10 protein-coding genes and 10 pseudogenes are annotated in these 23,121 nt (G+C 38.6%); 16 read left to right on the top strand and 4 right to left on the bottom strand.

What is annotated here, in order from left to right; genetic code table 11:
* From HSISS2_RS12185 to ileS, 10 genes and pseudogenes are all read left to right on the top strand, one after another.
* Positions 1-553: pseudogene (locus tag HSISS2_RS12185) on the top strand (cell division protein FtsQ/DivIB); the annotation flags it as partial.
* 125 nt (positions 554-678) lie between these two features.
* Positions 679-2,061: a cell division protein FtsA gene (ftsA, locus tag HSISS2_RS04655; protein ID WP_002887627.1), complete on the top strand. Its 1,383-nt coding sequence runs from the start codon at positions 679-681 to the stop codon at positions 2,059-2,061.
* 28 nt (positions 2,062-2,089) lie between these two features.
* Positions 2,090-3,433, top strand: coding sequence for a cell division protein FtsZ (gene ftsZ / locus HSISS2_RS04650; protein ID WP_021145629.1), 1,344 nt, complete (start codon positions 2,090-2,092; stop codon positions 3,431-3,433).
* A pseudogene (locus HSISS2_RS04645) lies at positions 3,414-4,096 on the top strand (YggS family pyridoxal phosphate-dependent enzyme). Before ftsZ ends, HSISS2_RS04645 begins: the two are co-directional and overlap by 20 nt.
* Before the next feature lie 4 nt (positions 4,097-4,100).
* Positions 4,101-4,682: a cell division protein SepF gene (locus HSISS2_RS04640; protein WP_008534283.1), complete on the top strand. Its 582-nt coding sequence runs from the start codon at positions 4,101-4,103 to the stop codon at positions 4,680-4,682.
* 3 nt (positions 4,683-4,685) lie between these two features.
* On the top strand, positions 4,686-4,943 hold the full coding sequence (locus HSISS2_RS04635; protein WP_008534285.1) for a YggT family protein: 258 nt from the start codon (positions 4,686-4,688) through the stop codon (positions 4,941-4,943).
* A 16-nt stretch (positions 4,944-4,959) separates the two neighbouring features.
* Positions 4,960-5,744 (top strand): annotated as a pseudogene (locus tag HSISS2_RS12180) (YlmH/Sll1252 family protein).
* A 52-nt stretch (positions 5,745-5,796) separates the two neighbouring features.
* A pseudogene (locus tag HSISS2_RS04625) lies at positions 5,797-5,961 on the top strand (DivIVA domain-containing protein); the annotation flags it as partial.
* 26 nt (positions 5,962-5,987) lie between these two features.
* Positions 5,988-6,863 carry a DivIVA domain-containing protein gene (locus HSISS2_RS04620; protein ID WP_021145623.1) on the top strand — a complete coding sequence of 292 codons (876 nt, stop codon included), beginning with the start codon at positions 5,988-5,990 and terminating at the stop codon, positions 6,861-6,863.
* Between the two features lie 246 nt (positions 6,864-7,109).
* Entirely contained in the window at positions 7,110-9,908 is a 2,799-nt protein-coding gene (ileS, locus tag HSISS2_RS04615; RefSeq protein ID WP_021145622.1) for an isoleucine--tRNA ligase, read from the top strand.
* Between the two features lie 90 nt (positions 9,909-9,998).
* Here the strand turns inward: ileS and nrdF are convergent, their stop codons facing one another.
* The 3 genes from nrdF to nrdH all read right to left on the bottom strand — a co-directional run bounded on the left by nrdF (position 9,999) and on the right by nrdH (position 13,580).
* Positions 9,999-10,958, bottom strand: coding sequence for a class 1b ribonucleoside-diphosphate reductase subunit beta (gene nrdF / locus HSISS2_RS04610; RefSeq protein ID WP_002887602.1), 960 nt, complete (start codon positions 10,956-10,958; stop codon positions 9,999-10,001).
* Between the two features lie 146 nt (positions 10,959-11,104).
* A complete protein-coding gene (gene nrdE, locus HSISS2_RS04605) occupies positions 11,105-13,264 on the bottom strand; it encodes a class 1b ribonucleoside-diphosphate reductase subunit alpha (protein WP_008534292.1) in 2,160 nt (719 codons plus the stop codon).
* A 91-nt stretch (positions 13,265-13,355) separates the two neighbouring features.
* Positions 13,356-13,580 carry a glutaredoxin-like protein NrdH gene (gene nrdH, locus HSISS2_RS04600; protein WP_008534294.1) on the bottom strand — a complete coding sequence of 75 codons (225 nt, stop codon included), beginning with the start codon at positions 13,578-13,580 and terminating at the stop codon, positions 13,356-13,358.
* A gap of 322 nt (positions 13,581-13,902) precedes the next feature.
* Here nrdH and acnA point away from each other — a divergent pair.
* The 6 genes and pseudogenes from acnA to HSISS2_RS04570 all read left to right on the top strand — a co-directional run bounded on the left by acnA (position 13,903) and on the right by HSISS2_RS04570 (position 22,780).
* Positions 13,903-16,565: pseudogene (acnA, locus tag HSISS2_RS04595) on the top strand (aconitate hydratase AcnA).
* Position 16,566: 1 nt separating this feature from the next.
* Positions 16,567-17,690 (top strand): annotated as a pseudogene (locus tag HSISS2_RS04590) (citrate synthase).
* Between the two features lie 13 nt (positions 17,691-17,703).
* Positions 17,704-18,877: pseudogene (gene icd / locus HSISS2_RS04585) on the top strand (NADP-dependent isocitrate dehydrogenase).
* 259 nt (positions 18,878-19,136) lie between these two features.
* A complete protein-coding gene (locus HSISS2_RS04580; protein ID WP_002884015.1) occupies positions 19,137-19,400 on the top strand; it encodes a phosphocarrier protein HPr in 264 nt (87 codons plus the stop codon).
* Between the two features lie 4 nt (positions 19,401-19,404).
* A pseudogene (ptsP, locus tag HSISS2_RS04575) lies at positions 19,405-21,136 on the top strand (phosphoenolpyruvate--protein phosphotransferase).
* Between the two features lie 211 nt (positions 21,137-21,347).
* Positions 21,348-22,780 (top strand): annotated as a pseudogene (locus tag HSISS2_RS04570) (NADP-dependent glyceraldehyde-3-phosphate dehydrogenase).
* A gap of 71 nt (positions 22,781-22,851) precedes the next feature.
* Here the strand turns inward: HSISS2_RS04570 and HSISS2_RS10850 are convergent.
* Positions 22,852-23,121 (bottom strand): annotated as a pseudogene (locus HSISS2_RS10850) (transposase); the annotation flags it as partial.

Genomic DNA, 23,121 nt, shown 5'->3' with positions numbered 1-23,121 from the left:
AGTGGTAAAACTGGTGGAACGGTTTCAACAGGAAATCTTCCAGATAAATTTATTACTTTAAAAATAGATGATGACAAGAAAATTGAAGAACTTGTAAAAGAGCTAAATCAACTGGATGCTAAAATCAAAATAACATTCAGATTATTAATTTAACGCCTACCAAGGCAACTTCAGATTTGTTGACTATTGAGTTGTATGATGGCAATACCATCCGTGTCCCACTATCTCAATTAACAACCAAGTTACCATATTACCAAAAATTAAAAAACATCTTTCAGATGGGACTATTGTTGATATGGAAGTTGGTATTTATACGACAACTCCGGAAGTTGAAGCATCAAAATCTGAAAAATCAGATAAGGATAAAAAGAAAGATAAAGACAAGACTGATAGTAAAGAAACCAGTGCTACTTCTGAAGAAGGGCAAGAGTCAGAATCGTCTGTACAAAGTTCTGGAGAGGATACTAATACCGAAAGTTCAAGTGACCAAGGAGAAAGTATTCCTGCAGTAGGGCAAGAAAACTCACATCAAACTTCCCTAGCTCAGGGCTAATATTGAATAATAAAAACGTAAAATGCTGACATTTTACGTTTTTTTATGGTACAATAGTATCCGAATAATTCTGTTTTTATACAGTTTACAAAGATATTGAATGGAAAGATTGAGAGGTCGAGTGAATGGCTAGAGATGGCTTTTTTACAGGATTAGATATAGGAACTAGCTCGATTAAGGTTCTTGTTGCTGAATTTATTGATGGATCAATGAATGTCATCGGAGTAAGTAATGTTAAGAGTTCTGGTGTGAAAGATGGTATCATTGTTGACATTGACGCTGCAGCGAAATCCATCAAAACAGCTATTGAACAAGCAGAAGAAAAAGCTGGTATTGTTATTGAGCAAGTTAATGTTGGGCTTCCAGCTAATCTTCTTCAAATTGAGCCTACCCAAGGGATGATTCCTGTAACCAGTGAATCAAAAGAAATCAAAGATGAAGATGTTGAAAGTGTTGTTCGCTCAGCCTTGACTAAGAGCATTACACCTGAGCGTGAGGTTATTTCGCTAGTTCCTGAAGAGTTTATCGTTGATGGCTTCCAAGGAATTCGTGATCCTCGTGGAATGATGGGAATTCGTCTTGAAATGAGGGGTCTCATTTATACAGGACCAACAACAATCCTTCACAATCTTCGAAAGACGGTTGAACGTGCAGGTATTAAGGTTGAGAATATTATTATCTCACCTCTTGCGATGACACGTGCGGTCTTAAATGAAGGTGAACGTGAGTTTGGTGCTACAGTCATTGATTTGGGTGGCGGTCAAACTACCGTTGCAAGTATGCGTGCGCAAGAACTTCAGTTTACCAATATTTATTCTGAAGGTGGCGAATACATCACAAAGGATATTTCAAAGGTTTTGAAGACTTCCATGCAGATTGCAGAAGCGCTTAAGTTTAATTTTGGTAATGCTGATATTGACGAAGCAAGTGAATCTGAAACTGTTCAAGTTGAAGTTGTAGGTGAAAATTCACCTGTTGAAATCACTGAAAAATACCTTGCTGAAATTATCTCAGCTCGTGTGAAACATATCTTGGACAGAGTGAAACAAGATTTGACTCGTGGTCGTCTACTTGATTTACCTGGTGGTATCGTCCTTGTAGGTGGTACAGCTATTATGCCTGGTGTAGTTGAAGTTGCTCAAGAGCTTTTTGAGACAAATGTCAAACTTTACGTACCAAATCAAGTAGGCATTCGTAATCCGATGTTTGCAAATGTGATTAGTCTTGTTGAGTATGTTGGCCTTCTTACAGAAGTTGATATTATTGCTCAACGAGCAGTATCTGGTGAAGAGTATCTCCGTCGTAAACCTATCGACAATGAGGCTCCTGCATTGAGTTTTGACAGAACTCCAGCACCATCACCAGCGCCACGAGTGGCTCCACAACCTAACCCTATTCCAGTTGAGAATACAATCGAAGTGCCTTTGCCAGTTGAAGAAGGAAATCATGAACCAAAACAAAAACTTGGAGATCGTGTTCGTGGTATCTTTGGTAGTATGTTCGATTAATTTAATCTAGAAAAAGCGAGGAAATAAAATGAGTTTTTCATTTGATAGCGCATCTGTTCAAGGTGCTGTCATTAAAGTTATCGGTGTCGGTGGAGGTGGCGGAAACGCCATCAACCGAATGATTGAAGAAGGTCTTTCTGGTGTTGAATTTATCGCAGCTAATACTGATATTCAAGCGCTCAGCTCTTCAAAAGCAGAAACAGTTATCCAATTGGGCCCTAAATTGACCCGTGGACTTGGTGCCGGAGGTCAACCTGAAGTTGGTCGTAAGGCGGCTGAAGAAAGTGAAGAAACACTTACAGAAGCACTTACAGGATCTGACATGGTATTTATCACTGCCGGTATGGGTGGAGGTTCTGGTACAGGAGCAGCTCCAGTAATTGCACGTATTGCCAAAAGCTTAGGTGCATTGACAGTTGCAGTTGTAACACGTCCGTTCGGATTTGAAGGTAACAAACGTGGTGCTTATGCGGTTGAAGGTATTCAAGAGTTGCGTGAGCAAGTTGATACACTTCTTATTATCTCAAACAACAATCTTCTTGAAATTGTTGATAAGAAAACTCCACTTCTTGAAGCCCTTAGCGAAGCAGATAATGTTCTCCGCCAAGGTGTCCAAGGTATTACGGATCTTATCACTAATCCAGGCTTGATTAACCTCGACTTTGCTGATGTGAAAACAGTTATGGCAAACAAAGGTAATGCGCTTATGGGTATTGGTATTGGTTCTGGTGAGGAACGTATTGTTGAAGCTGCACGCAAAGCAATCTTCTCGCCACTTCTTGAAACTACTATTGATGGTGCAGAAGACGTAATTGTTAACGTAACTGGTGGTCTTGATATGACTCTTACAGAGGCTGAAGAAGCTTCTGAAATTGTTGGCCAAGCAGCTGGTAACGGTGTTAACATTTGGTTGGGTACATCAATTGATGATACATTGAAAGATGAGATTCGCGTAACTGTTGTTGCTACAGGAGTTCGTCAAGATCGTGCTGATAAAGTAGCGGGAGTGAAAGCTCAACCTCGCAAAGTGACATCAGTACCGTCACAACCAGCAGCACCTGTTCAGCAAGCAATTCAAGAAGAACAACGTCCAGTTTCTCAACCTTCATTTGAACGTCAACCAAATTTTGACTATAATGAAACACCTTCAATGCCTCAAGCAGGGGTTCGTCCTGCAGCGGCAGCATCTCAACAAGAGCAGTCTGCTTTTGGAAACTGGGACTTAAGACGTGATAATATCTCACGTCCTGAAACTGGCCAATTAGATAGTCAGTTGACTATGTCTACATTTTCAAGTGAAGTTGAGGATGATGATGAGTTGGAAACACCACCATTCTTTAAAATCGTTAATAATGACTATAGAAGAAAATAAAAATAATGTTTATCAAGCGGTAAAGGCAGCTTGTGAGAAGGCTAATCGCTCTAGTGATGAAGTCAATATTATTGCCGTAACCAAATATGTCTCTAGTGATATTGCTGAAGAATTGGTTAAAACAGGAATTAAACACATTGCTGAAAATCGCGTGGATAAATTCTTAGATAAATATCAAGCTTTAAACAATTATGATTTGACCTGGCACCTTATCGGTACCTTACAGCGTCGAAAAGTAAAGGATGTTATTAATTTAGTTGATTATTTTCACGCCTTGGATTCTGTAAAATTAGCAGAGGAAATTCAAAAGCGTGCCAATCATACGATTAAATGTTTCCTTCAAGTTAACGTTTCAGGTGAGGAATCAAAACATGGTTTTTCGCCTGAAGAACTTGATACAGTTCTAGACCAAATTAAAAATCTTGATAACATTTGTATTGTTGGACTAATGACAATGGCACCAATTGATGCAGATAATCAAGAACTTGATGAGATTTTCTCACAGACAAATGAACTTAGAAAATCAATTCAAGAGAAAAAATAAAGAATGTTCCTTGTGATCAATTAAGCATGGGGATGAGTCGAGATTTTGATGAGGCAATTCAAAATGGATCAACCTTTGTCAGAATCGGCAGTGCATTCTTTAAAGAGAACGGAGATTAACCTTATGGCATTAAAAGACACAATTGATAAAATTGTTTCATATTTTGATACCGACGAAGTAACCGATTATGAAGATGCTGCAAAAGAAGAAGAGAAAAAACGTCCTGTAAAAGTGCAGAGACCAGTGCAGACACAACCTCGTCAGCAACGTCAACCTGAGCGTTCACAGGCAACAGTTCCTCCTCGTCGTCAACATGTTAACGCAGACTTGCAGGAGACACAAGTTCTTCGTAGTTTACCTTTGAGTCGTTCACAAGCAAATCAGGGACCACATCAAATGAGTACAACAAAAACAACAATTGCAATTAAATATCCTAAGAAATATGAAGATGCTCAGGAAATTGTAGAACTTTTGATCGAAAATGAATGTGTTTTGATTGATTTTCAGTATATGTTAGAGGCACAAGCTCGTCGTTGTCTTGATTTCATTGATGGTGCAAGTAAAGTACTTACCGGGAATCTTCAAAAAGTTGGCTCTTCAATGTACTTGCTTACACCAATCAATGTCGTTGTTGACATTGAAGAGATTGGCTTGGCACACGGTAATCAAGAAGCCAACTTTGACTTTGATATGAAGAGACGTTAAGCAATGTCTATATTACTATATGTTATTTGGGCACGTGTCGTTAACGTTGCAGAGATACTTCTTGTTGTCTACGCTTTGTTATCTTGGTTTCCAGGAGCCTATGACACTAGCCTTGGAAGAATCATTAGACAAATTGTTAATCCGATTCTTGCGCCATTTCGTCGTCTGAATTTGGTCTTTGCTGGTGTTGACTTTTCAATCATCGTAATCGTTCTTTTGTTGAATTTTTCTCTCACTATTCTTAGGAATATTCTATTCTGATGTCAGAAAATAAAATATTGAACAGCATTATTCGTTAGATGAACGTCCTTTTTTAGAAAAGGTTAGGGGATTTTGCCAATTGGTTGAAGATAGGTATAGTCCTTATTTGACTGATTTCTTAAATCCCCGTGAGATTCAAATTGTTGAAGATTTAGCAAATTACTATCATTTAAAATTCTTTGTAAGTTCAAATCTTGAGACGGAGGAGTATAGAAGAGTTATTATAGCTCCGGATTATTATGAGCTCTCTGATGATGACTTTGAGATTAAGCGGTTAGAGGTTTCTTATGCAAGACAGTTTAACACCTTGACTCATCCAAAAGTTTTGGGGACTTTGATTAATCAACTTGGACTTGAACGACAAGTATTTGGTGACATCATTATCAATGACGATGGACGTATTCAATTTTCGATAGCATCTCACCTAGCAAACTATGCTATAATGACTATCAAAAGATTGGTAATGTTTCCGTTACACTTAAGGATGTTAGTGAAGGGAATTGGATTACAAATCAAGAAAACTACTCACATTCTTTTGTTTTACTTTCTAGCATGCGTCTTGACAATGTGTTAGCAACCGTGTTAAATTTATCACGCTCTAGGGCCTTGAAGCTGATTTCATCTGGTAAAGTCAAATTAAATTATAGACAAGTTGAGAAGGCTGACCAGTTGATTACTATTGGTGATATGATTTCGGTTCGGGGTTTCGGTCGATTTCGATTGGCCGAACAAGAAGGATTTTCAAAATCTGGTAAAGCTAAAGTCACTATTAATAGCATGTTGAGACGAAGAAAAAAGTAGGTATTTAATTTAAAATCATCAGAGATGGTAATGTAAATAGAGGGGATCTGTAATGGCAATTACAGTACTTGAGATTATCGAAAAACAGTTTACAACTAAATTTCGTGGCTACAATCAAGAAGAAGTAGATGAATTTCTTGATATTATCGTAGATGGTTATGAAGAATTAGTTCATGAAAATCGTGAACTTGCTGCTCGTGTAAAAGAGCTTGAAGAAATGGTAAAAAATAAAGGAGGCCTGTAATGGCAATCACAGCACTTGATATTAAAGATAAACAGTTTACAACTAAATTTCGTGGATACAATGAACAAGAAGTAGATGAATTTCTTGATATTATCGTTGATGATTATGAAGATTTAGTTCGTGATAATCGTGAGCTTGCTTCTCGTGTAAAAGAGCTTGAAGAAAAATTGGCTTATTTTGATGAAATGAAAGAATCACTAAGCCAATCAGTTATCTTGGCTCAAGAAACAGCTGAAAAAGTTAAAGCTTCAGCAGCTGACGAATCAGCTAACTTGATTAATAAAGCTAACTTCAATGCAACGCATTTGGTTGAAGAAGCTAAATCTAAAGCATCTGAAATTCTTCGTGATGCTACTGATGAAGCGAAACGTGTTGCTATTGAGACAGAAGAGCTTAAACGTCAAAGTCGTGTTTTCCATCAACGTCTTTTGGCTGCAGTTGAAGGTCAACTTAGCTTAGCAAGTGCTCCAGAGTGGGGTGAATTGTTGCAACCAACAGCTATTTATCTTCAAAACTCAGATGCTGCCTTTAAAGAAGTTGTTGAAAAAGTTTTGGACGAACATGTCCCAGATTCAAATGATGCAGCTTCATTTGATGCAACGCGTCAATTTACTCCTGATGAAATGGCTGAACTTCAACGTCGTGTTGCTGAAAGTAACAAGAAAGTCGAAGATTTCTCTAATCAAGAATTTGAAGAAACTAATGAAACTGTTTCGACCCCAGTTGATTTAGGTAACTCAGATTCTTTCGATAGCGAAGCAGCAGACTTTCCAACTTCTGCACCAGTAGATGAAGATTTTGATTTTCAACCTGAAACAACAGGTGAAGTAAACCTTAACGAAACACAAACTTTTAAATTGAATATTGGCGAATAAGAAAATAAAACTTACCAAGTATATTTTCAGCGAGTGGGAGATGGTGTGAGTCCCACATTCCCTATTTGGCCGGTTATCATTTTCTTTGGTTCTGACTGAATCAAGTAAGTTAGAAGGATGGTCCTCCTTACGGACATATGAGGGAGCAATTTTATATTTGCTCTAAACAAAGGTGGTACCACGAGCTTTCGTCCTTTTTGATGAAGGCTCTTTTTATTTTGTAAATTATATTGAAGAGGAGATAGAATGAAACTTAAAGAAACCCTAAATCTTGGTAAGACAGCTTTTCCTATGCGTGCTGGACTTCCTAATAAAGAACCTCTCTGGCAAAAAGAGTGGGAAGATGCTAATATGTATCAACGTCGTCAAGAATTGAACCAAGGAAAATCGCACTTCACCCTTCATGATGGCCCTCCGTATGCCAATGGTAATATTCACGTTGGACATGCCATGAATAAAATTTCCAAGGATATTATCGTTCGTTCTAAATCAATGTCTGGTTTCTATGCACCTTATATTCCTGGATGGGATACTCATGGGCTTCCAATCGAACAGGTTTTGGCTAAAAAAGGTGTGAAACGTAAAGAAATCGAACGCTCTGAATACCTTAAAATGTGTCGTGACTATGCGCTTTCACAAGTTGACAAGCAACGTGAAGATTTCAAACGACTTGGTGTCTCAGCTGATTGGGATAACCCATATGTAACTTTGACACCTGACTATGAAGCTGCACAAATTCGTGTCTTCGGTGAGATGGCTAAAAAAGGTTACATCTACCAAGGTGCGAAACCAGTTTACTGGTCATGGTCATCAGAATCAGCGCTTGCTGAAGCAGAAATCGAATACCATGATTTAGTTTCTACATCTCTTTACTATGCTAATAAAGTTAAGGATGGTAAAGGCGTATTGGATACCGATACCTATATCGTTGTATGGACAACTACACCATTCACTATTACAGCGTCTCGAGGCTTGACAATGGGAGCTGATTTTGATTATGTAGTTGTTAAGTCCGCTGGATCTGACCGTAAATATGTTGTGGCTTCTGAGCTATTGCCAAGTCTTTCTGAAAAATTTGGTTGGCAAGATGTTGAAGTACTTGCAACTTACCAAGGGAAAGAATTGGATCAAATTGTAACCGAACACCCATGGGACTCAGAAGTTGATGAATTGGTTATCCTTGGTGATCACGTTACACTGGATTCTGGTACTGGTATCGTCCATACAGCGCCCGGTTTTGGTGAAGATGACTATAACGTAGGTGTTGCCAATGGCTTAGAAGTTGCTGTAACGGTCAATGAACGTGGTATCATGATGGAAAATGCAGGTCCTGATTTTGCAGGTCAGTTCTATGATAAAGTTGTACCAACAGTCATTGATAAACTTGGTGATCTCCTTCTTGCCAAAGAAGAAATCTCTCACTCATACCCATTTGACTGGCGTACCAAAAAACCAATTATCTGGCGTGCAGTCCCTCAATGGTTTGCATCTGTATCTAAATTCCGTCAAGAAATTTTGGATGAAATTGAAAAAGTTAAATTCCATTCAGAATGGGGTAAAGTTCGTCTTTACAACATGATTCGTGACCGTGGAGACTGGGTCATATCTCGTCAACGTGCTTGGGGTGTTCCACTCCCAATCTTCTATGCTGAAGATAAGACACCAATCATGACTGAGGAAACGATTGAACATGTGGCTAAACTTTTTGAAGAGCATGGATCGGTTATTTGGTGGGAACGTGATGCTAAAGATCTTCTTCCAGAAGGTTTCACACATCCTGGTTCACCAAACGGTGAGTTCACTAAAGAAAATGATATTATGGATGTGTGGTTTGACTCAGGTTCATCATGGAATGGTGTTGTCGTTAATCGACCTGAATTGACTTATCCAGCTGACCTTTATCTTGAAGGTTCTGACCAATACCGTGGTTGGTTTAACTCATCACTTATCACATCAGTTGCCAATCATGGTGTCGCACCATATAAACAACTCTTGTCTCAAGGTTTTGCCCTCGATGGTAAGGGTGAAAAGATGTCTAAATCACTTGGAAATACGATTGCTCCTAGTGATGTTGAAAAGCAATTTGGTGCAGAAATTCTCCGTCTTTGGGTAACAAGTGTTGATACGACCAATGATGTCCGTATCTCAATGGATATCCTTAGCCAAGTATCTGAATCTTACCGTAAAATCCGTAACACGCTCCGTTTCTTGATTGCTAATACATCAGACTTCAATCCAACAACTGATGCTGTGGCCTTTGAAGAATTGCGATCTGTGGATCAGTACATGACTATCCGATTCAACCAATTGGTTAAGACCATTCGTGACGCTTATGCAAACTTTGAGTTCTTGACTATCTACAAAGCTTTGGTTAACTTTATTAATGTAGAGTTGTCAGCTTTCTATCTTGATTTTGCTAAAGATGTGGTTTACATTGAGAGTGCAGATTCTCTTGAACGTCGTCAAATGCAAACAGTCTTCTACGATATTCTTGTTAAGATCACAAAACTCTTGACTCCAATTCTTCCTCACACTGCTGAAGAAATCTGGTCATATCTTGAATTTGAAACTGAAGAGTTTGTTCAATTGTCAGAGTTGCCAGAAGCAGAAGCTTTCGAAAATCAAGAAGCAATCCTTGAAAAATGGAAAGCATTCATGGATTTCCGTGGTCAAGCTCAAAAAGCTTTGGAAGAAGCTCGTAATGAGAAGGTTATCGGTAAATCACTAGAAGCTCATTTGACTATTTATCCCGATGCTGAAGTTAAAGAACTTCTTGAAGGTTTGAATACAAATCTTGCTCAACTTTTGATTGTTTCAGCATTGACTATTGCTGAAGGAGATGCTCCTGAATCAGCTGTGAGCTTTGAAAATGTTGCCTTCACTGTAGAACGTGCTTCAGGTGAAGTTTGTGATCGTTGTCGTCGTATTGATCCAACTACCAAGGAACGTAGCTATAATGCAACAATCTGTGATTACTGTGCTAGCATTGTTGAAGAAAACTTTGCTGAAGGTGTAGCAGAAGGCTTTGAAGTTAAAGCAAAATAAGCTAAAAAGAGTTCAGATTGAACTCTTTTTCTATTTGTTTTTCGAATATAGTATTGAAGACAAGAAAAAACTAGCTCAGCTAGTTTTTTCTTATAGTCCGTAGTTATAATCATCGTCTTGCATAGCTTCCACAGTACCTAGAAGGTAACCATTACCAACTTGAGAGAAGAAGTCGTGGTTGGAAGTTCCTGTAGAAATACCATTCATAACGATTGGGTTAACATCGTTTGCACTATCTGGGAAAAGTGGATCTTGTCCTAAGTTCATGAGGGCCTTGTTGGCGTTGTAACGAAGGAAAGTCATGACTTCTTCAGTCCACCCAACACCATCATAGAGAGACTTGGTATAGAGCTCTTCATTTTCATACAATTCATAGAGAAGGTCATACATCCATTCACGGAAGCTTTCTTGCTCTTCTTCAGGTAATTCATTGAATCCAAGTTGAAATTTATAGCCAATATAGGTTCCGTGAACAGATTCGTCACGGATAATCAATTTAATGATTTCAGCGACATTGGCAAGCTTATTATTACCCAGATAATATAGAGGTGTGAAGAAGCCTGAGTAGAAAAGGAAGGTTTCAAGAAAAGTTGATGCAACCTTTTTCTGAAGTGGTGTTCCATTCTCATAGATGTCGTTTATGATTTTTGCTTTGGTCTGCAAGTATTCGTTACTATTGGTCCACTCGAAAATATCTTCAATTTCAGATTTAGTGTTCAAAGTTGAGAAAATAGAAGAGTAGGATTTTGCGTGAACAGATTCCATGAACTGAATGTTGTTCAAAACAGCTTCTTCATGGGGTGTACGAACATCGGCACGAATAGCTTCAACACCTGTTTGTGATTGCATAGTATCTAGTAAGGTCAAGCCACCGAAGACTTTTCCGACCAAATCTTTTTCTTCAGCTGAAAGTTTACGCCAATCATCAAGGTCATTTGAAAGTGGAATACGTGTATCTAACCAGAATTGTTCAGTCAATTTTTCCCAGGTAGATTTATCAATCGCATCTTCGATTTCATTCCAGTTAATGGCTTTATAGTAAGTTTCCATTAGAAACCTCTTTCTTTATTGATATCGTTTCTATTTTATCATAATTCAAAATCATGACATAGCTTTTTGAGTTTATCTATTAAAAAAGTCGGCGAACCGACCTTTTTAATGCCCTTTATGAATAAGAACAGTGATTTTTTAGAGTGTTAGATAACACAACTTTCACACTGGTTAGAGCCAACTTCCTCACCGTCGTCTGTATAAGTACGAATGTAGTAAATTGACTTGATACCTTTGTTAAAGGCATAGTTACGAAGGATAGAAAGGTCACGAGTTGTTTGTTTATTTTCTGTTTTCCATTCGTAAATTTCTTTTGGTAGTTCACTACGCAAGAAAAGTGTTAATGACAAACCTTGGTCCACATGTTCAGTAGCAGCAGCATAGACATCAATCACTTTACGCATATCCATGTCGTAAGCTGAAGTGTAGAAAGGAATAGTGTCTGTTGAGAGTCCGTTAGCTGGATAGTAGATTTTACCAATTTTCTTCTCTTGACGTTCTTCAATACGTTGTGTGATTGGGTGGATAGAAGCAGAACAGTCGTTAATATAAGAAATTGATCCATTTGGTGCAACTGCCAAGCGGTTTTGATGATAGAGACCATCTTTCTTAACTAACTCACGAAGCTCTTCCCAATCTTTTGCTTGCGGAATGAAGTGGCCATCGAACAGTTCCTTAACACGGTCAGATTTAGGAACATACTGTCCTGTAACGTATTTATCAAAGTAAGAACCATCGGCATATTTGGATTTTTCAAAACCAACAAAGGTTTCTTGACGTTCACGGGCAATATTGTTAGATTCAACCAAAGTCCAGTAGTTCATAAGCATGAAGTAGATATTAGTGAATTCAACAGATTCAGGGCTACCGTATTCAATGTGGTTTTTAGCAAGGTAAGAATGGAGCCCCATGGCACCTAAACCAAAGGTATGAGCTTGTTGGTTACCATTTTTTATAGATGGTACAGCTTCGATGCTAGAGCTATCTGTAACAAAAGTAAGTGCTCTCGTCATAGCCTTGATAGAACGTCCAAAGTCAGGCGATGTCATCATGTTAAGGATGTTAGTAGATCCAAGGTTACATGAAATGTCTGTACCAAGTTTCACAAATTCTTGTGCATCGTTCAGTTCACTTGGTGTTTGAACTTGGAGAATCTCAGAACAAAGGTTGGACATGACAATTTTACCATCAATTGGATTATGTCTGTTAGCTGTATCAACATTGACGATATATGGGTAACCAGATTCTTGTTGGAGTTTAGAAATTTCAGTTTCTAACTCACGCGCATTAATCTTAGTTTTTGTGATATTGGGATTGGCAACCAATTCGTCGTACATAGCTGTGATGTCGATGTAGTTAAATGGTTTCCCGTATTCTTTTTCGACAGAGTAAGGGCTGAAGAGATACATTTCTTCATTCTTACGTGCCAATTCGTAAAACTTATCAGGTACGGTAACGCCTAGTGATAATGTTTTGACACGAACTTTTTCATCGGCATTTTCTTTTTTAGTAGAAAGAAAAGCTAAGATATCTGGATGGAAGACGCTAAGATAAACAACTCCAGCACCTTGACGTTGACCAAGTTGGTTTGAGTAAGAGAAACTATCTTCAAAGAGTTTCATTACTGGTACGACACCAGAAGCTGCACCAGCATACCCCTTAATAGGAGCACCAGCTTCACGTAGGTTAGAGAGACTAATACCTACCCCACCACCAATACGTGACAACTGTAGGGCTGAGTTAATAGAACGTCCGATAGAATTCATGTCATCCGTTACTTGAATAAGGAAACATGAAACAAGTTCTCCACGACGGCTACGCCCAGCATTCAAGAAGGAAGGAGTAGCAGGTTGATAACGTTGGTGAATCATCTCATTAGCAAGATCACTGGCTAGATGTTCATCGCCATCAGCAAAGTAGAGGGCATTAAAAAGAACACGGTCCTCAATACTTTCAAGATAAGCCTGGCCATCATTAGTTTTTAAAGCGTATTGTTGATAGAACTTGTAAGCCGACATAAATGATTGAAAACGAAAATTTTGAGAGTAAATTTCCGCAGACAATTTCTCAATGAAGGCAGGTTCGTATTTCCCAATGAATTCAGACTCGATATAGTCATTTTCAATCAAGTAATTAATTTTTTCTGTGATGCTGTTGAATGCCATTGAATTTGGCTTAACATTTTCAAGGAAAAAGGCATGAAGGGCTTCTTTATCCTTGTGCAAAGGTATTTGACCGTTAATTGGACGGTTGATTTCATTATTGAGGCGGAAATAAGAAACATCGCCAAGATTTTTTAAAGACATAATACTGATACCAAACTTAGTTTAATGGTTTATTAAGATTTATTCCTTAAACTAAGCAAACAAGTTCCTTTCTATAATGAAAACTTGAGAGTTAGAGAATTTCTTTAAGTTTTGCAGGTTGAAATCCTGAAAAGACGATATCACCGGATTCAATAACTGGAGCAGCTGTGAAACCAAGGCTTTTTACATAATCAATTTTCTCTGGATGCTCATCAATGTTGATTTCTTCGAAATCAGCATTCTCCTTTTCTAAGAATTTTTTTGTCATTTTGCATTGCATGCAGTTGTTTTTTGAAAACAATGTAATCTTTGCCATTGCAAATACTCCTTTTAATAATGAATTTAAGTGACTAAAGGTCACTTTTGGAACTCTAATAGAATACCCAAAATATAGGGAAAAATCAAGAGGTTGAACCGACAAAAATACAATATTTTGTGTTTAGTATTCAAACACAACCCCATATATTGTGTTTTTTAAGCCTTTTTAAAGTTTTTTGACACCAGTCAATATTTATTGGAAAAAGGAGTCAACTAACTAATTATGTGAGATTTTATGACATAAAAATGCCAATTTCATTTGTATTTTAGAAGGAATAGGTATAAAATAAGAAAAACTTTTAACTAATGGAGGTTCTAGTATGCAAGAATATTGCTCAAATCTGACTGTAAAAGATCAAGACTTTACGTTTTATGATATTGAAAAAGTTGCGACAAAGCAGGGGGTTACGGTAGAAAAACTACCCTATACGATTAGAATATTATTTGAAGTCTTTTAAGAAAAAAGGACGGTGTTGATGTTACAGAATCTCACATTAGTAGTATCTTGAAATTTCCGAATATTTCGATAAATTCGGAAGTTCCTTTTAAACCAAGTCGTGTTATTCTTCAAGACTTTACCGGAGTTCCTGTTGTTGTTGATTTGGCATCCATGCGTGATGCAATCGTAGCGAATGGAGGAAAGGCAGAACTTATTAATCCAGAGATTCCTGTGGACTTGGTGATTGACCACTCTGTTCAGGTAGATTCTTATGGTTGTAGCACGTCTCTTGAAGATAACATTAATTTGGAGTTTAAGCGTAACAATGAGCGTTACGAATTTCTTAAGTGGGCTGAACAATCCTTTGAAAATTATCGTGCCGTTCCACCTGCAACAGGTATCATCCACCAAGTTAATATTGAATTTTTAAGTGACGTTATTATTGAAAAAGATGGGCTTCTGTATCCAGATTCTATGTTTGGTACAGATAGTCACACAACTATGATCAATGGTATCGGTGTTCTTGGTTGGGGTGTCGGAGGAATTGAAGCCGAAGCAGCAATGCTTGGTGAAGCATCTTATTTCCCAATCCCAGAGGTTATAGGTGTTCGTTTGACAGGAGAACTACCTAAAATTGCGACGGCAACCGATTTGGCCCTCAAGATTACTCAGGTGCTTCGTTCTGAAAATGTTGTTGGTAAATTCGTTGAGTATTTTGGTCCTGGATTGAAGAGTTTATCTCTAGCTGACCGTGCTACGGTCGCTAATATGGCACCTGAATATGGTGCGACCTGTGGTTATTTTCCTATTGATGACGAAACTCTTAACTACATGCGTTTAACTAACCGTGATGAGGAACATATCCAGGTCACTGAAGCCTACGCAAAAGCTAGCCATCTTTTCTATGATCCTAGCAAAGAAGCTACCTATACCAAGGTTGTTGAAATTGATTTGTCATCCATTAAACCTTCGATTTCAGGTCCAAAACGCCCACAAGACTTGATTCTCTTATCCGATGCTAAACAAGAATTCCAGGATGCCGTAGTTCGAGAAGCAGGTGTCCGTGGTTTTGGCCTTGATCGTGAGGAATTAGAAAGGACGGCTCAGGTTGATTTTGAGGGTCATTCAGAGACGATTCAGACTGGTCATGTGGCAATAGCAGCGATTACGTCATGTACCAACACTTCAAATCCTTACGTTCTTATGGCTGCGGGTCTTTTAGCTAAAAAGGCTGTTGAAAAGGGGCTCAAAGTCTCTCCAACAGTCAAGACCTCTTTGGCGCCAGGATCTAAAGTGGTTACAGGTTATCTCAAAGCTTCAGGCTTGCAAACATATTTGGATAAACTTGGCTTTAATTTAGTTGGTTATGGTTGTACGACATGTATTGGTAACTCAGGAGATCTACGACCAGAAGTGGCTAAAGCTATTTCTGACAATGACTTGTTGGCAAGTGCTGTTTTATCAGGAAACCGTAACTTTGAAGGACGTATCAATCCTCTGGTTAAAGCGAATTTTTTAGCTAGCCCACCTTTGGTTGTTGCTTATGCCTTGGCTGGCAACACCAATATTGATTTGACTACTGAAGCTCTTGGGGTTGATGAAAATGGCAAAGCTGTCTATCTGGAAGATATCATGCCATCTCGTGATGAAATTGAGTCATATGTTGATAAATTTGTGACTCGTCAACTCTTCCAAGATGAATATGCCAATGTCTTTTCAGACAGTGCGAAGTGGAATGCTATTCCAACTGAGCAAGGTCAGAATTATAAATGGAATCTAGAATCAACCTATATCCAAAACCCACCTTATTTTGATTGCTTGGGAGACGACTTGTCCATTAAACCACTGACTGATTTGAAAGTTTTAGCGAAATTTGGAGATACAGTAACAACTGACCATATTTCTCCAGCTGGTAATATTGCCCGAAATAGTCCTGCAGCGAATTATCTCTCTGAACACGGAGTGGATTATCAGGACTTTAATTCCTATGGTAGTCGTCGTGGAAACCATGAAGTGATGATGAGAGGAACTTTTGCTAATATTCGTATCAAAAATGAGTTGGCAGAGGGTAAAATTGGTGGATATACTAAATATGATGGTGAAATCATTCCTATTTATGATGCGGCTATGAAATACAAGGAAGCTAATCAAGACACGCTTGTGATTGCTGGTAAAGACTATGGAATGGGTTCAAGCCGTGACTGGGCAGCCAAAGGCGCAAATCTCCTTGGTGTAAAAGTAGTGCTTGCTGAGAGCTTTGAACGTATCCACCGTTCAAACTTAGTAATGATGGGCATTTTACCAGTTCAATTTATGGAAGGAGAATCAGCTGAGTCTCTTGGTTTGACAGGACAGGAGACATTTAGCTTGGATCTTTCGGAAAATCCTGGTGTCCACGATGTTATCACCGTAACAGCTAGAACGTCTTCTGAAACAAAAACATTTAAGGTACTAGTCCGTTTTGATGCAGACGCCGATATTCGCTACTATAAGAATGGTGGTATTCTACCAATGGTTGTTCGGAAAAAATTGAAGGGAGCATAATATGACAACAGTTGAAACAAATGGTCTGAAGGATATGATTGCTTGTAATACACGTATTTCGTCTATTATTGATGATCATTTATCCTACGCAGGCTATGATATTTCAGAATTTATGGATAATAAAGCTTCTTTTGAGGAAATCATATATCTCTTGTGGAATGGGCATCTACCAACTCAAATGGAACTTAAATATTTTGAAGCGGAATTGCGTAAGAATTATGATATTTCGGATGCGGTTGAGCAATGTATTCTCATACAATCAAGGCCTCATTTGCATCCCATGAGTGTTTTGCGTTCTACAGTCTCATTATTAGGGGTATATAATGTCCATGCTGAGGAGCGCTCCCTGGAAGCCATCTATCAACAAAGTATTGAATTGATGGCTAAGTTACCAACAATTATTACAACATTCGCTCGTTTAAGGACGGGTCAGATGCCTGTGAAACCACGTGAAGATTTAGGCTTTGCGGCAAATTTTCTTTACATGCTGAATGGGGTTGAACCATCTACTATTGAAGTTGAAGCTATGAATAAGGCTTTAATTCTTCATGCAGATCATGAGTTGAACGCCTCAACCTTTGCAGCGCGTGTTTGTGCTTCAACCCTTACAGATATTTATTCTTGTGTTACGACAGCTATTGGAGCGTTAAAAGGCCCTCTCCATGGTGGTGCTAATGAGCGCGTCTTTGATATGCTAAATGAAATCCATGAATCTGGTGATGTTAGTGCCTATCTGCAAGAAAAGCTGGACTCTAAAGAAAAAATCATGGGATTTGGACATCGTGTTTATAAAAAACAGGATCCTCGAGAAATATTCTTGAGAGATATGGCTAAGAAGTTGACTGAGAATACGGACAATCAAGAGTTCTTTAATATGTCGCAAGAGATTGAGGAATTCATGAAAATTAAGAAAGGTTTGATTCCCAATGTCGATTTCTATTCAGCGACGGTTTACCATTCTTTGGGTATCGATAGTGATATCTTCACGCTCATCTTTGCAATGAGTCGTGTCGCAGGATGGATTGCACATATTCAGGAGCAACAAAAAATAATAAATTGATTCGTCCACGTTCTCAATATATTGGACAAGAAAACTTAACTTATATTCCTTTAGAAAAACGTTAGTGAGGAAAAATCTATGGCAGAAAAAATCAAAATGGGAAATGGTCACCTAGAGGTTACTGATAATCCTATTATTCCTTATATTGAAGGAGATGGTGTTGGTCGTGATATTTGGAAAAATGCTCAAGCCATCTTCAATAAGGCTGTAGAGGTAGCCTATGATGGTAAGCGTCAGATTGAGTGGCAAGAGCTTCTAGCAGGAAAAAAGGCTTTTGACAAAACAGTAGAATGGTTACCTCAAGCTACTTTAGAAGCTATTCGAGACAGTTTGGTAGCTATTAAAGGTCCTCTTGAAACGCCAGTTGGTGGTGGAATCCGTTCTTTAAATGTTGCTCTACGTCAGGAACTTGACCTCTATGCCTGCGTTCGTCCAGTTCGTTACTTTAAAGGAGTGGTAAGCCCTCTTAAAGAACCAGAAAAAACGGATATTACTATTTTTCGTGAAAATACCGAAGATATCTATGCAGGTATTGAATGGGAAGCAGGAACGGAAGAGGTAAAGAAAGTCATTGATTTTCTGCAGAAAGAAATGGGTGTGACTAAAATTCGTTTCCCAGAGTCAAGTAGTATCGGTATTAAACCAATTTCAATTGAAGGAAGTAAACGATTAATTCGTTCAGCAATTGACTATGCACTCAAGAATAATCTCAAAAAGTAACCCTAGTCCACAAAGGCAATATTCAAAAATTTACTGAGGGCGGTTTCCGTAAATGGGGTTACGAGGTGGCACAGGAAGAGTATAAAGAGGAGCTACTTGCTGGCCGTTTAGAGATTAACGATATCATCGCAGATAACTTCCTACAACAAATTCTTCTAAATCCAGGAAAATTTGATGTGGTTGCCTTGACCAACTTGAATGGTGATTATGCCAGTGATGCCTTGGCCGCACAGGTTGGTGGTATCGGAATTTCCCCTGGAGCCAACATTAACTATCAAACTGGCCATGCTATTTTTGAAGCGACACATGGAACGGCTCCTGATATTGCAGATCAAGACAAGGCAAATCCATGTTCGGTACTATTATCTGGGTGCATGCTCTTAGATTATATCGGTTGGTCAGAAGCTGCTCAATTAATCACTGCTGCTATTGAAAAACATTTCAAGAGGGTATCTTTACAGCTGACCTTGCATTTGAAAAAACAGCTTTTTCAACAAGTGATTTTAGTCAAAACATCTTAAATCGTATCTAAACGCTAACTTAGCCTTTATGAAAACATTCCATGAAAATATAATGAAAAACTTTTCGGATTTATCTTTATTTCTGTAACAAATGGTTAAAAGAGAGAATAAAATCTTGAAAGGACATGACTAAATGAGAAGAAACCCTTAGGAAATTTTTCATAAAGTATGTTTTAACCTTGATAATATGAATTAGCTATGTTATAATTCTAAATTGTAAGGGTTATCATCGATAACTCAAATATTCCAAATGAAGAAGGAGAATCCATTATGGCTTCTAAAGATTTCCACATTGTTGCAGAAACAGGTATCCACGCACGTCCAGCTACTTTGCTTGTTCAAACAGCTAGCAAATTTGCTTCAGATATCACTCTTGACTACAAAGGTAAAGCAGTTAACCTTAAATCTATCATGGGTGTTATGAGCCTTGGTGTTGGTCAAGGTGCTGACGTAACTATCTCTGCAGAAGGTGCTGATGCTGATGACGCAATCGCAGCAATCGCAGAAACAATGACAAAAGAAGGATTGGCATAAGAATATGACAGAAATGCTTAAAGGAATCGCAGCATCTGATGGTGTTGCAGTTGCTAAGGCATATCTGCTTGTTCAACCGGACTTGTCATTTGAAACTGTAACAGTTGAAGATACAAGTGCAGAAGAGGCTCGTCTAGATGCTGCTCTAGCGGCGTCACAAGACGAGCTTTCTGTTATCCGTGAAAAAGCAGTTGAAAGCCTTGGTGAAGAAGCGGCAGCCGTTTTTGATGCTCACTTGATGGTTCTTGCTGACCCAGAAATGACTGGTCAAATTAAAGAAACTATCCGTGCTAAACAAGTTAATGCTGAAGCTGCTTTGACAGAAGTAGCAGACATGTTTATCGCTATTTTTGAAGGTATGGAAGACAACCCATACATGCAAGAACGTGCAGCGGATATTCGTGACGTTACAAAACGTGTGCTTGCTAACTTGCTTGGTAAGAAATTGCCTAACCCAGCAACAATCAACGAAGAATCAATCGTTGTTGCTCATGACTTGACACCATCTGATACAGCTCAGTTGAACAAAAAGTACGTAAAAGCTTTTGTTACTAATATCGGTGGACGTACAAGTCACTCTGCAATCATGGCTCGTACCCTTGAAATCGCAGCCGTTCTTGGTACAAATAACATCACAGAACTTGTTAAAGATGGCGACATTTTGGCGGTTTCAGGTATTACTGGTGAAGTTGTTATCAACCCAACTGAAGAGCAAATTGCTGAGTTTAAAGCAGCTGGTGAAGCTTACGCTAAACAAAAAGCTGAATGGGCTCTCCTTAAAGATGCTCAAACAGTTACTGCTGATGGAAAACATTTCGAATTGGCTGCTAACATCGGTACACCTAAAGACGTTGAAGGTGTAAATGATAACGGTGCAGAAGCTGTTGGTCTCTATCGTACAGAATTCTTGTATATGGATTCTCAAGATTTCCCAACTGAAGATGACCAATATGAAGCATATAAAGCCGTTCTTGAAGGTATGAACGGTAAACCTGTTGTCGTTCGTACAATGGATATCGGTGAGATAAGAACTTCCTTACTTCGACCTTCCTAAAGAAATGAACCCATTCTTAGGTTTCCGTGCTTTGCGTATTTCTATCTCTGAAACTGGTAATCAAATGTTCCGTACACAATTACGTGCCTTGCTTCGTGCATCTGTTCACGGTAAATTGCGTATCATGTTCCCAATGGTTGCTTTGTTGAATGAGTTCCGTACTGCTAAAGGTATTCTCGAAGAAGAAAAAGCTAAATTGATTGCTGAAGGTGTTGCTGTTGCAGACAACATTGAAGTAGGTATCATGATTGAAATCCCAGCTGCAGCTATGCTTGCTGATCAATTTGCTAAAGAAGTTGATTTCTTCTCAATTGGTACAAATGACCTTATCCAATACACAATGGCTGCTGACCGTATGAATGAACAAGTTTCATACCTTTACCAACCATATAACCCATCAATTCTTCGTTTGATTAACAATGTTATCAAAGCTGCGCATGCTGAAGGTAAATGGGCTGGTATGTGTGGTGAAATGGCTGGTGACCAAACAGCTGTTCCTCTTCTTGTCGGAATGGGCTTGGATGAGTTCTCTATGTCAGCTACATCTGTTCTTCGTACACGTAGCTTGATGAAGAAACTTGACACAGCTAAAATGGAAGAATACGCTAACCGTGCACTTACTGAATGTTCAACAATGGAAGAAGTTCTTGAACTTTCAAAAGAATACGTTAACGTAGACTAATAAGAAAAAAGTGAAAGCTTGTGCTTTCGCTTTTTTTACATAGACAAAATAATTGACTCATTGTCTTTTTAGGAGTAGAATACGTCTAACCTAGGTTAAGAACTTTAATTATTTTTTGTCAAAATTTTCTGAATAATCCTTGTTTTAATCTTGGAATATTTGGAAAAAAATGATAGAATAGGTTTTATAATAGATAAAAGGAGTTACTATCTTGGCTAAACAATACAAAAACTATGTCAATGGTGAGTGGAAAACATCTGAAAATTCAATTACTATCTACGCACCTGCAAACGGTGAGGAACTTGGATCAGTTCCAGCTATGAGCCAAGCTGATGTAGACGAAGTCTACGCAGCAGCTAAAGCAGCACTCCCAGCATGGCGTGCGCTTTCATACGCTGAACGTGCAGCTTACCTTCATAAAGCAGCTGATATCTTGGAACGTGATGCTGATAAGATCGGTCGAGTTCTTTCTAAAGAAATTTCTAAAGGTTTGAAATCTGCAATTGGTGAAGTTGTTCGTACTGCTGAAATTATCCACTATGCAGCTGAAGAAGGTTTGCGTTTGGAAGGTGAAGTACTTGAAGGTGGTGCCTTTGATGCTGGTAGCAAGAAAAAATCGCTGTTGTTCGTCGTGAACCAGTAGGTCTTGTCCTTGCTATTTCACCATTCAACTATCCAGTAAACTTGGCTGGTTCTAAAATTGCTCCTGCCTTGATCGCTGGTGACGTTGTTGCCTTCAAACCACCAACACAAGGTTCTATCTCAGGTCTTCTTTTGGTTGAAGCATTTGTTGAAGCTGGTATCCCTGCTGGTGTCTTGAACTCAATCACAGGTCGTGGTTCTGTTATCGGTGACTACATCGTTGAACATAAAGCAGTTGACTTTATCAACTTTACAGGTTCAACTCCAGTTGGTGAAAACATTGGTCGTTTGGCAGCAATGCGTCCAATCATGCTTGAGCTTGGTGGTAAAGACTCAGCTATCGTTCTTGAAGATGCTGACCTTGACTTGACTGCTAAAAACATCGTGGCAGGTGCCTTTGACTACTCAGGTCAACGTTGTACAGCTATCAAACGTGTTCTTGTAATGGATAGCGTTGCTGATGCATTGGTAGAAAAAGTAACTGCTTTGGTTGCAAATATCACTGTTGGTATGCCTGAAGAAAGTGCAAGTGTTACACCACTTATCGATACTAAATCAGCTGACTTTGTACAAAGTTTGATTGATGATGCTGTTGAAAAAGGTGCTACTGCTAAAACTGAATTGAAACGTGAAGGAAACCTTATCTATCCAACAGTCTTTGACCATGTAACAACAGATATGCGTGTTGCTTGGGAAGAACCATTTGGTCCTGTATTGCCATTCATCCGTGTATCTTCAGTTGAAGAAGCAATCAAGATTTCTAACCAATCTGAATATGGACTTCAAGGTGCTGTCTTTACACAAGATTACCCACGTGCATTTGCTATTGCTGAACAACTTGAAGTTGGTACAGTTCACATCAATAATAAAACACAACGTGGTACAGATAACTTCCCATTCCTTGGTGTTAAAGGATCTGGTGCCGGTACTCAAGGTGTGAAATACTCTATTGAAGCTATGACTCGTGTGAAATCAACAGTATTTGATATTGCAAAATACTAAGTGTTAAGCTAGTCAATAATTGTAAAAAAGTGGCTCTTTGTCAACTGTAGTGGGTGACGAAAAGCTAACATCTAGAGAGAACCTGATAGGTTTTCTCTTTTTGTATGTTCAGAGTGATGAAAACACGCTTCCTAAAGTTAATAAAGTTTCTAAAACCGAAGCCCAGACGTTTAATATCTTTGATAAGCTTATTGGTTCCCTCCAATTTTGCATTTGAGTAATGTGTTTCTAGCGCATTTTTGATGTATGGTTTGTGTCTAAGGAAGGTCCTAAAGACAGTTTTGAAGTAATGATTAACCTTGCTTATATTCTCCTCTATGAGCTCAAAAAACTCATCTACC

It is taken from the genome of Streptococcus sp. HSISS2, assembly GCF_000448665.1.
Taxonomy (GTDB): Bacteria; Bacillota; Bacilli; order Lactobacillales; family Streptococcaceae; genus Streptococcus; species Streptococcus raffinosi.
Note: the sequence above shows the minus strand (reverse complement) of the source record. Positions and strands in the feature narration are given on the sequence as shown.